The following is a 10,571-nucleotide window of genomic DNA, read 5'->3' as shown; positions in this document are numbered from 1 at the left end:
GCGGCGGGGCCGCGCTGTGGCGACGGGCCGCGGTCGTGCCGCCATCGACCGCGAGCAGAGCGCCGCGATCCGGGAATGGGCCCGCCGCAACGGCCACAATGTGTCGACCCGTGGCCGGATTCCCGCCGACGTCATCGACGCATTCCACGCCGCGACCTAGCCTCCTGGCCTCCTAGCCTCCTAGCCTCTTGGCGCCCTGGCAACGTCACCGGACGTTGCCGGGGATTCCGGGCGAGTCGGTGTGTTCGCTGCCGGCGAACCCCCGGTCCGGCATACCCGGAAACGATTCCGGGTTCTGTCGCGTTGGTCCTGACAGCGCCGGATAGTTGTCAGAAGTCACGGCTGGTGTCATCCAGGCAAGGGCCGCCAGGCGGGGCAGTCGGCGCTGCCGCCCATTACAGTGGACGGCAGGTGCATAGTGCTCCTGGGGTTCAGCGGCTGAGCTCGGCGGGAACGCGGCGCACCTACCTATGCGATGGAGAGCAGGTAACCACGGATGTTCGAAAGATTCACCGACCGTGCGCGTCGGGTTGTCGTCCTGGCTCAGGAAGAGGCCCGGATGCTCAACCACAATTACATCGGTACCGAGCACATCCTGCTGGGACTCATCCACGAGGGTGAGGGCGTGGCCGCCAAGTCACTCGAATCGCTGGGCATCTCGTTGGAGGGTGTGCGCAGCCAGGTCGAGGAGATCATCGGTCAGGGCCAGCAGGCACCGTCCGGTCACATTCCTTTCACCCCGCGCGCCAAGAAGGTGCTGGAGCTGAGCCTGCGCGAGGCGCTGCAGCTCGGTCACAACTACATCGGCACCGAGCACATCCTGCTCGGGTTGATCCGCGAGGGCGAAGGTGTCGCGGCTCAGGTGCTCGTCAAGCTGGGCGCCGAGCTGACCCGGGTCCGCCAGCAGGTGATCCAGCTGCTGAGCGGTTACCAGGGCAAGGAGACCGCCGAAGCCGGCACCGGGGGCCGCGGCGGGGAGTCGGGCAATCCGTCGACCTCGCTGGTGCTCGACCAGTTCGGCCGCAACCTCACCGCTGCCGCGATGGAGGGCAAGCTCGACCCGGTCATCGGCCGCGAGAAGGAAATCGAGCGGGTCATGCAGGTGCTGTCCCGGCGCACCAAGAACAACCCGGTGCTGATCGGCGAGCCGGGTGTGGGCAAGACCGCCGTCGTCGAGGGGCTCGCGCAGGCCATCGTGCACGGCGAGGTTCCCGAGACGCTCAAGGACAAGCAGCTCTACACCCTGGACCTCGGTTCGCTGGTGGCGGGCAGCCGCTACCGCGGTGACTTCGAGGAGCGCCTGAAGAAGGTGCTCAAGGAGATCAACACCCGCGGCGACATCATCCTGTTCATCGACGAGCTGCACACGCTCGTCGGTGCCGGGGCCGCCGAGGGCGCCATCGACGCCGCCAGCATCCTCAAGCCCAAGCTGGCCCGCGGCGAGCTGCAGACGATCGGTGCCACCACCCTCGACGAGTACCGCAAGTACATCGAGAAGGACGCGGCGCTGGAGCGGCGCTTCCAGCCGGTGCAGGTCGGCGAACCCACGGTGGAGCACACCATCGAGATCCTGAAGGGGCTGCGCGACCGCTACGAGGCGCACCACCGGGTCTCGATCACCGATTCGGCGATGGTCGCGGCCGCCACCCTGGCCGACCGCTACATCAACGACCGCTACCTGCCGGACAAGGCGATCGACCTGATCGACGAGGCCGGCGCCCGGATGCGGATCCGCCGGATGACCGCGCCGCCGGACCTGCGCGAGTTCGACGAGAAGATCGCCGACGCCCGCCGCGAGAAGGAGTCCGCGATCGACGCGCAGGACTTCGAGAAGGCGGCCAGCCTGCGCGACCGCGAGAAGCAACTCGTCGCGCAGCGCGCCGAGCGTGAGAAGCAGTGGCGTTCGGGTGATCTCGACGTGGTCGCCGAGGTCGACGACGAGCAGATCGCCGAGGTGCTGGGCAACTGGACCGGCATCCCGGTCTTCAAGCTCACCGAGGAGGAGACCACCCGGCTGCTGCGCATGGAGGACGAGCTGCACAAGCGGATCATCGGTCAGGAGGACGCCGTCAAGGCCGTCTCCAAGGCGATCCGGCGTACCCGCGCCGGGCTGAAGGATCCCAAGCGGCCGTCCGGCTCGTTCATCTTCGCCGGCCCGTCCGGTGTCGGTAAGACCGAGCTGTCCAAGGCGCTGGCCAACTTCCTGTTCGGCGACGACGACGCGCTCATCCAGATCGACATGGGTGAGTTCCACGACCGCTTCACCGCCTCGCGGCTGTTCGGTGCCCCTCCCGGGTACGTCGGCTACGAGGAAGGCGGCCAGCTCACCGAGAAGGTGCGCCGCAAGCCGTTCTCGGTCGTGCTGTTCGACGAGATCGAGAAGGCCCACCAGGAGATCTACAACAGCCTGTTGCAGGTCCTCGAAGACGGTCGCCTGACCGACGGTCAGGGGCGCACGGTCGACTTCAAGAACACCGTGCTGATCTTCACCTCGAACCTGGGTACCTCCGACATCAGCAAGGCTGTCGGGCTGGGCTTCTCCCAGGGCGGCGGTGACAACAACTACGAGCGGATGAAGCAGAAGGTCAACGACGAGCTCAAGAAGCACTTCCGGCCTGAGTTCCTCAACCGCATCGACGACATCATCGTCTTCCACCAGCTGACGCAGGACGAGATCATCAAGATGGTCGACCTGATGATCACCCGGGTGGCCAACCAGCTCAAGGGCAAGGACATGGCCATCGAGCTGACCGACAAGGCGAAGGCGTTGCTGGCCAAGCGCGGATTCGACCCGGTGCTCGGCGCCCGCCCGCTGCGGCGGACCATCCAGCGCGAGATCGAGGATCAGCTTTCCGAGAAGATCCTCTTCGAGGAGGTCGGTCCGGGTCAGCTCGTGACGGTCGACGTCGAGAACTGGGACGGCGAGGGGGCCGGCGAGGACGCCCGGTTCACCTTCGCCGGTACCCGCAAGCCGGTGGGCGACGTCGAGGCCGACCTCGCGCAGGCCGGTGCGGCCGGCTCGTCGGGCGCGGCGGAGTAGCGACTCCACACAGCGCGGAGGCGGTCACCCGATGGGTGGCCGCCTCGGTGCTTTCCGGCGTTCTCAGACGTCGCCGGGGCGCAGCACGGTGCGATCCAGTTTCGCCGACACCGCCGCACCCCACGGGACCGTCAGCCGGGCACTGTGGAGCAGCTCGCCGTCGGCCAGCAGGTCGTGGGTCCGGCCGCGGCGCAGGGCCCGGTCGCTGAGGACGAGGGTCTCGGCCGACCAGGTCCATGCGATGTCGACGTCGTGGGTGGCCAGCACGACCGCGGTACCCGCCTGTGACAGCGCGGTCAGGGTTTGCAGCAGGTCCTCGACCGCGCGTGGGTCCAGCCCCGCAGTGGCCTCGTCGAGCAGCAGCACGCCCGGTCGCATCGCGACTGCCCCGGCGATCGCCACCCGCTTGCGCTGACCGAAGGACAGATGATTGGGCGGGCGGTCGGCGAGCTCGGTGATGCCCAGCGCGCCCATCGCCTCGTCGACGCGGGCCACCACCTCGTCCCGGTCCAGACCGAGATTGCTCGGCCCGAACGACACATCCGCGCGTACGGTCGCGCCGACGATCTGGTCGTCGGGTTCCTGCAGGACCATCTGCACCCGGCTGCGCAGCCGGGTGCGGTCGGCCCTCGAGCCGGTGATCGCCGCGCCGTCGAGACACACCGCACCGGTCGCTGGCTTCGTCAGCCCGACCAGGATGCGCAGCAGCGTGGTCTTGCCGGAGCCGTTGGCGCCCAGCAGGGCGATCCGCTGCCGCGGCCGCAGTGACAGGTCGACGCTGTCGAGGACCCTCGCTCCGCGCGGGTAGCCGAAGCCGACACCACGCAGTGCGAGGACCTCGGTTTCCCCAGCTTCCCTGTCTTCCCCTGCTTCACCCGCCATGCCAGGACCTCCAGGTCAGTATCGAGGTGGTCGCGACAGCTGCCAGCACGACGGCGGTCACCGCCAGTCGGGCGGGACGCACCCGCCGGTCGGCGGTGAGCACTGCCGTCATACCGGGTTCGGCGCGCAGCGACATCGCCTCGGACATGGCGCGGCCGCGTTCGGTGGCCCGGACGAAGGTCAGCGCTGACTGGCTGCCGATCGCGGTGATGGCGGCGCGCGGGTTCTGCAGTCCCAGGCGCAGCCCGATCGCTTCTCGCGCGGTGCGCGCCGAGCGGATCAGGATGCCGACCAGCCGGTAGGTCAGGTCGGCGACGTGGCACAGCGGGGCCGGGACGCCGGCCCGCCGGGCCAGGTCGAGCAGGTCGGCCATCAGGGTGGTGACCGCGAGACCGATCGTCGCGGAGGAGGCGGCGATCGCGCGCAGTGCGGTGTCGACCGCGAGGTCGAGGCCGCCGGGCTCCAGGTGGGGTCCGCCACGCAGGCTCACCGCGATCGGCACCGATCCGAGCGCGATGAACACCGCGGGGCCGAGCAGTGCGAGCACGAACAGCCGTGGCCGTACCCGGGCCAGCAGCAGTGTCGCGACGAGGACGGTCAGCAGCACCAGGGGGGCCGCTGTGCGCGGTGGCAGCACCATCGCGCACAGCAGCAGCCCGCCGTAGAGGCACAGCTTCTCGACGGCCGGATGGGCCGCCCACCGGTTCTGCGCGGCGCTGAGATCCAGCGGGTTCACCGCAGCGACTCAGGAACCGCCGGGTGCCCCTTTGCCGGCCTCGGTCCGCCCTCGGTGGCGTCCGGCGTACCAGCCGACCGCGCTGCCGAGGACGATGCCCCCGAGTCCGGCCTGCAGTGCGAACAACCCGGACTCGACCTCGCCGGGCAGTTCACCGACCAGCGCGTCGTACCAGGGTTCATAGCCGGCGTCGATCTCGACGATGACCTCTTCGGCCTGGCCGTCGGCCCCGCCGAATTCGGCCTCGGCGTCCTGCGAGTAGCCGTAGAGCAGCGATCCCACGGCGATGGCGGCGGCGATGGCGAGCAGCACGATCGCCATGACCCAGACCGGACGCGAACCGGACCTGTTCTCGGGTGAACTCATGGCTGGACCTCCTCGCGCTCGCTGCTGCGGTGCTCGTCGCCGGCGCCGGCCGGCACCTCCTTGCGCTTGAGGAAGCCCAGGTCCAGCAGCTCGGACGAGGCGACCTGCATGAGCACGCGGACCACGACGACGGTGATGAGTCCCTCGACGATCGCCAGCGGCACCTGGGTGATCGCGAAGACCCCCATGAACTCGACGAAGCTCTCACCGAAGCCGCCCTCGACGGACGGGAACGCCAGCGCCAGCTGCAGGCTGGTGACGATGTAGGTGACCAGGTCGGCGACGAACGCCAGGGCGAACACCGCCGGCAGCACCCCGACCCCGGCCTTGCGCAGTGCGAAGAACACCGCGAAGCCCGCCCACGGCCCGGCGATCGCCATCGAGAAGACGTTCGCGCCCAGGGTGGTGATGCCGCCGTGGGCCAGCAGCAGCGCCTGGAAGAGCAGGACGATGGATCCCAGGAACGCCATCACGGGCGGTTTGAAGATGGCGGTTCCGAGCCCGGTGCCGGTGGGGTGTGAACTCGATCCCGTCACCGACGGCAGCTTGATCGCCGACATGACGAAGGAGAACGCGCCGACGGCGGCCAGCAGCGGGCCTGCCGACGGTTGACGCTTGACGGTGGCGACGACCTGCATGGCGCCGTGGACGACGAACGGAGCCGCCGCGACGGTCCAGGCCACCGCGTGCGCCGGGGGTAGGAACCCCTCTGCGATGTGCATATCTTGAACTGACCTTTCCGCCCAGCACCTCGTGGGCATCGATACCGGTGCTGCGGTCGGTCTCCTGGCTCACGGATTCACCGGTCCCCCCGGGGGGTCCGGCACGCCGGGGTCCGCCTTCCCACCCGCGCGAGGAGCGCGGGCAGTGGCGTGTTGGACACCGACTAGCCGTTCACAGTGGCGAGGGCCGCCCCGGTTTCACACCGGGTTCCCGTACACCGCAGCAGGGGGAGCATACCCCGCACCGGTCGGCGCCGGTTGAACGGAAGCTAGCTTTCGACCAACCGGAACATCTGCTTGGCGATCGACAGCAGCCAGGCCGCGGCGGTCTGGCTGCGGTATTCGGGCCAGTTCGACTGCAGGCTGACCACCCAGCCCTGCCCGGTGTGGTCCACGGCGTACCAGCTGAAGGTCAGGTCCCCGGGCAGGTTTCCGGCCTTGGCGCCGATGTAGGGCCACTGCGTGCGGTCGAGGTCGATGCCGGGGACGAACGACAGGATGTCCTTGACCGGGGCCGCCTCGCCGACCGCGGCGGTCTGCAACGCCGCATGCAGCCGGCAGATGTCGGCGGCGCTGGCGTACCACTCCGCGCCGATGGCCGAGGCCGGGGTGTGGGTTCGCTCCGGGTCCGGCTGGTAGGGGCGGGTGTTGGTCTGCTGCAGTAACTGTGCCCGGTCCTGGCGGGACGCTCTCTTCCATTCTTCGCGCAGGTCCGGTTCGCCCCACCCGACCGAGAACAGTTCGTGCATGGTCGGAAACGGCGTCATGCTGGCGGGGTCGTGGTGCCCGGCGGCGACCAGTGCGCGTTCGATGGCTCCCGGGCCCAGCCGGTTGATCAGCAGGTCGGTGGCCATGTTGTCGCTGGCCGAGATCATCTGCTGGGCGGCTGCGCGCACGCTCACCTCGGTGCCGGGCGGCGCCTCGTCGAATCCGGAGGAGCCGACGGCCTTGGCTTCCTTGGTGATCGTGAGGGTGTCCGACCACGACAGGGTGCCGGCGGTGACCGCGTCGGCGACGGCGAGCAGCACGTAGAGCTTGAAGATCGAGGCCAGCGGCAGCGACATGTCGGTGTTGGTGCCCGCCACCTTCGTGCAGGTGCCGTCGGTGACCTTGGCGACCTGATACGAGTAGCGCGCACCGGAGCTGCTCAGCTCGGCGTCGATGTCGGGCCAGTCGGCGATCTCGGGCGGCACCAGGGTGACGTAGAACCGGTCGACCATCCCGGCTTCGTCGGTGCGCAGTGCGATCTCCTGCTCGACCCCGTAGGAGGTCACCACATCGAGGGTGGCGTTCCCGGCGCCGATCTCGACGTCGGTGACGGTGAACGGGCGATCCCACCACATCCGGTCCAGCGTCACACCGACGTGTTCGACGAGGTCGGGGGCGGCCAGGGTGCGGATACCGACCTCACCGATCGGCCAGTCGCTGTTGAGCATGTCCATGGTCTGCTTGGCGCGCAGACCCTGCGGCGTGTTGATCTGGATGGGTACGCCGTAGCTGCCGTCGGCGGGAGCCGGACGGGGTGCGGCGCACGCGCAGGCCAGGGCGGCGACGAGGGCCAGCGCAACGGTCAGTGTGCTCGCACGGCGCCGGGCCCCGGCCGCCTCACGCGGTGGTGTCAGTCCCCGCAACGTCGAGCACAACCTCGAATTCCAGCAGCGAGGCGCCCTTGGCGACCGGGTTCTTCCGCTCCCCGGCGTGGGCCTCGATGGCAGGTCCGCTCGCCCAGGCCTGGAATGCTTCTTCGGACTCCCACTGGGTGACGACGAAGTAGCGGTCCTCGCCCTTGATCGGGCGCAGCAGCTGGAAGCCGAGGAAACCCGGCTGGTTGTCGACGGCGTGGGCGCGGTGGGCGAACCGCTTCTCGAGTTCCGGGCCGGCGTTGGGCGGGACCTCGATCGCGTTGATCTTCACCACGGGAGTCTGGCTGGACATGCTCTTCAGGCTACCGCGTGGTGTCGGCATGATGAGCCCATGGATTCCCTTCCCGGACCGGCTGCCGGCGCCGTTCTGACCGCCCGGGGCGGGCGGGGTCGGCCGCTGGTGCTGGTACACGGATTGATGGGGCGGGGCAGCACGTGGTCGCGGCAGCTGCCGTGGCTGAGCCGCCACGGGCAGGTGTTCACCTACGACGCCCCGTGGCATCGGGGACGCGGGGTCGACGACACCGAACCGATCTCCACCGAGCGGTTCGTCGCCGATCTCGGTGCTGCGGTCGCGTCGTTGGGCAGGCCCGCGATCCTGGTGGGGCATTCGATGGGTGCGCTGCATTCGTGGTGCCTGGCCGCGGCGCGTCCGGAGCTGGTGTCGGCGGTTGTCGTCGAGGACATGGCGCCTGATTTCCGCGGGCGCACAACCGGCCCGTGGGAGCCGTGGCTGCAGGCGCTGCCGGTCGAGTTCACCACCGAGCAGCAGGTGGCCGACGTGTTCGGGCCGGTCGCGGGGCGCTACTTCCTGGAGGCGTTCGATCGCACTCCCACCGGGTGGCGGCTGCACGGCGAGACACGGCGCTGGATCGAGATCGCCGCGCAGTGGGGGACCCGCGACTACTGGAGCCAGTGGCGGGCGGTGTCGGTGCCGACGCTGCTGCTGGAGGCCGGCAACTCGGTCACCCCGGCCGGGCAGATGCGCACCATGTCGCAGACGGCGCGCCGGGCCACGTATCTGCACGTGCCCGACGCGGGGCATCTCGTGCACGACGAGGCGCCGGGGAAATACCGGGAAGCCGTCGAGACGTTCCTCACTGCGTGCACGGACGATTTGGGGCGCAATCAACGGCAGTAGTGAACCCCGCCATTAAGATGCTGCCATGACGATCAAGAGTGTGTCGGCGCTGGTGCTCGACGGGGTGGCGGTGTTCGAATTCGGCGTCATCTGTGAGGTGTTCGGAATAGACCGCTCGGCCGACGGGGTGCCGAACTTCGATTTCAAGGTGTGTGGTCCCGAGCCCGGAACGCCACTGCGGACGTCGGTCGGGGCGGCGATTATCCCTGAGCACCGACTGGACGATCTGGTCGGCGCCGACCTTGTCGCCATCCCCGCGATCGGTTCCTCGGACTACCTGCCGGAGGCGCTGGATGCGGTGCGGCGCGCCGCCGAGGCGGGGGCGACGATCCTGACGGTGTGTTCGGGGGCCTTTGTGGCCGGTGCGGCCGGACTGCTCGACGGCCGCCCGTGCACCACCCACTGGATGCACGCCGACCAGCTGCAGGCCATGTATCCCACCGCCAAGGTCGACCGCAACGTGCTCTACGTCGACGACGGTGATCTCATCACCAGCGCCGGCACCGCGGCCGGCATCGATGCCTGTCTGCACCTGGTGCGCCGCGAGCTGGGCAGCGAGGTCACCAACACCATCGCGCGCCGGATGGTGGTGCCGCCGCAACGAGACGGCGGGCAGCGGCAGTACATCGACCAGCCCATCCCGGTGCGCTGCTCGGAGCGGTTCGCCCCGCACCTGGACTGGATCCTGGCGAACCTGGACAAGCCGCACACGGTGGCCACGCTGGCCCGGCGGGCGCACATGTCCGGGCGGACCTTCGCGCGGCGTTTCGTCGAGGAGACCGGCCGCACGCCGATGCAGTGGGTGACCGACCAGCGGGTGCTGTTCGCCCGCCGGCTGCTCGAGGAGACGACGCTGGACATCGACCGCATCGCCGACCGGTCCGGCTTCGGCAATGCGACGCTGCTGCGCCATCACTTCCGCCGGGTCATCGGGGTGACGCCGACGGACTACCGCCGCCGTTTCGCATGCCCGGGTGCGGTCGAGACGCCGGCCGGGGTGGCCTGAGCGACGGTTGGCGAACGATCGCCGGCCGCCACCACGCGGAGGCCGTGGCGGCCGGGGGACCTTCGGTGGTGGTTACTGCGGGGTGAAACCGTTCACTCCGCCGGTGGGCGTCAGCAGCGAGTACCCCTCGGGTAGAACACTGTTCAGGTACGGCGCCAGCGGTGCCAGCGAGGTGGTGGTGAACGCACCGATGGTGGCGTAGATCATCCCGTTCGGAACGATGTTGAGGATGCCCTCGGTGCCTTCGGTGGTGTCGGCCAGCACTCGCTCAGCGATGCCGGTCGTCGGGTCGAACGCGACCAGCGAGGCCTGCACCGGGACGAAGACCGAGCCGGGCTGGCCGATCGGCGCCGGGGACACGTTGTAACCCACGATAGGCCGACCCCGTGTCGTGGTCGATCCGCGCTCGGGCTAGTCGCCGTCGCGGACGAGCAGTCCGTTGAGCAGCAGGTCGGTCAGCCGTTCGGCATAGGCATCGAGGTCGGTGACATCCCGGATGCACAGCGCGTGGATCGCCGCGCCGGCGACGACGTCCAGCAGAATGTCGGCATCGACGTCGCGAAAGGCCTCGTGGTTCCGGGACAACAGCTCGGCGAGGCCGGCAGCGACAGTGGCCGAATGCTGGTCCGGGAGCCGGCTGCGTAGCGCATCGTCGGTCCGCATGTCCGACATCAGGCCCGGCAGCGCCTCCCGAGCGGCGGGCGCACCCATGTGTGCCAGCACGCTGCGCACGACGTCGGAGATGACCTTGAGCGGATTGAGTGACGCCGGTTGGACCACATTGGCGTCGTCGTCCGAATAGACGGCCTCGTAGACGACGTGTGCTTTGGAGCCCCACCGTCGATAGATCGTCGGGCGGGTGACTCCGGCGGCCTCGGCGATTCCGTCGATCGAGGTTCCGCGGTAGCCCCGCTCCTCGAGGAGGCGTCGCGTTGCCTCGAACACCGCGGTGTCGATGTTGGGATCCCGGTACGGCCCCAAGCGGTGTTGGGCGTCTGAGCGCACCATCGAACCTCCCCCGGATGACGATTGTCT

Annotated in this window: 11 protein-coding genes, 1 pseudogene and 1 riboswitch; of the genes and pseudogenes, 4 read left to right on the top strand and 8 right to left on the bottom strand. The window is 69.2% G+C overall.

All coding sequences use genetic code 11. The features are described 5' to 3' along the window. A pseudogene (gene lsr2 / locus ACXAID_RS03810) lies at positions 1-160 on the top strand (histone-like nucleoid-structuring protein Lsr2); the annotation flags it as partial. Between the two features lie 336 nt (positions 161-496). After that, positions 497-3,040 carry an ATP-dependent protease ATP-binding subunit ClpC gene (gene clpC1, locus ACXAID_RS03805; protein ID WP_475020845.1) on the top strand — a complete coding sequence of 848 codons (2,544 nt, stop codon included), beginning with the start codon at positions 497-499 and terminating at the stop codon, positions 3,038-3,040. A 63-nt stretch (positions 3,041-3,103) separates the two neighbouring features. Here the strand turns inward: clpC1 and ACXAID_RS03800 are convergent, their stop codons facing one another. The 6 genes from ACXAID_RS03800 to mhuD all read right to left on the bottom strand — a co-directional run bounded on the left by ACXAID_RS03800 (position 3,104) and on the right by mhuD (position 7,681). Further along, a complete protein-coding gene (locus tag ACXAID_RS03800) occupies positions 3,104-3,922 on the bottom strand; it encodes an energy-coupling factor ABC transporter ATP-binding protein (RefSeq protein ID WP_475020844.1) in 819 nt (272 codons plus the stop codon). Then, complete coding sequence (locus ACXAID_RS03795; protein ID WP_475020843.1) at positions 3,912-4,658, bottom strand: CbiQ family ECF transporter T component; 747 nt, start codon at positions 4,656-4,658, stop codon at positions 3,912-3,914. Before ACXAID_RS03795 ends, ACXAID_RS03800 begins: the two co-directional genes overlap by 11 nt. A 9-nt stretch (positions 4,659-4,667) precedes the next feature. Continuing rightward, positions 4,668-5,024, bottom strand: coding sequence for an energy-coupling factor ABC transporter substrate-binding protein (locus ACXAID_RS03790; protein ID WP_475020842.1), 357 nt, complete (start codon positions 5,022-5,024; stop codon positions 4,668-4,670). Continuing rightward, positions 5,021-5,746, bottom strand: coding sequence for an energy-coupling factor ABC transporter permease (locus tag ACXAID_RS03785; RefSeq protein WP_475020841.1), 726 nt, complete (start codon positions 5,744-5,746; stop codon positions 5,021-5,023). The genes ACXAID_RS03790 and ACXAID_RS03785 overlap by 4 nt, the downstream gene beginning before the upstream one ends. A gap of 37 nt (positions 5,747-5,783) precedes the next feature. Continuing rightward, positions 5,784-5,984: riboswitch (cobalamin riboswitch) on the bottom strand. Between the two features lie 31 nt (positions 5,985-6,015). Next, positions 6,016-7,377 (bottom strand): serine hydrolase, encoded by a 1,362-nt coding sequence (locus ACXAID_RS03780; protein ID WP_475020840.1) that lies wholly within the window; start codon positions 7,375-7,377, stop codon positions 6,016-6,018. Then, complete coding sequence (gene mhuD / locus ACXAID_RS03775; RefSeq protein ID WP_475020839.1) at positions 7,352-7,681, bottom strand: mycobilin-forming heme oxygenase MhuD; 330 nt, start codon at positions 7,679-7,681, stop codon at positions 7,352-7,354. The genes ACXAID_RS03780 and mhuD overlap by 26 nt, the downstream gene beginning before the upstream one ends. 39 nt (positions 7,682-7,720) lie before the next feature. On the opposite strand from mhuD, the gene ACXAID_RS03770 reads away from it, so the two are divergent. After that, a complete protein-coding gene (locus tag ACXAID_RS03770; protein ID WP_475020838.1) occupies positions 7,721-8,530 on the top strand; it encodes an alpha/beta fold hydrolase in 810 nt (269 codons plus the stop codon). A gap of 25 nt (positions 8,531-8,555) precedes the next feature. Then, on the top strand, positions 8,556-9,536 hold the full coding sequence (locus ACXAID_RS03765) for a helix-turn-helix domain-containing protein (RefSeq protein WP_475020837.1): 981 nt from the start codon (positions 8,556-8,558) through the stop codon (positions 9,534-9,536). Between the two features lie 72 nt (positions 9,537-9,608). Here the strand turns inward: ACXAID_RS03765 and ACXAID_RS03760 are convergent, their stop codons facing one another. Together ACXAID_RS03760 and ACXAID_RS03755 are read right to left on the bottom strand one after the other, a co-directional pair. After that, positions 9,609-9,908, bottom strand: coding sequence for a hypothetical protein (locus tag ACXAID_RS03760; protein WP_475020836.1), 300 nt, complete (start codon positions 9,906-9,908; stop codon positions 9,609-9,611). Positions 9,909-9,947: 39 nt separating this feature from the next. After that, on the bottom strand, positions 9,948-10,544 hold the full coding sequence (locus ACXAID_RS03755; RefSeq protein ID WP_475020835.1) for a TetR/AcrR family transcriptional regulator: 597 nt from the start codon (positions 10,542-10,544) through the stop codon (positions 9,948-9,950). Between the last annotated feature and the right edge of the window lie 27 nt (positions 10,545-10,571).

This window comes from Mycobacterium sp. ABE4_509 (genome assembly GCF_056160785.1).
The sequence above is the reverse complement of the archived record's forward strand: the minus strand, read 5'-3'. Positions and strand labels throughout refer to the sequence as shown.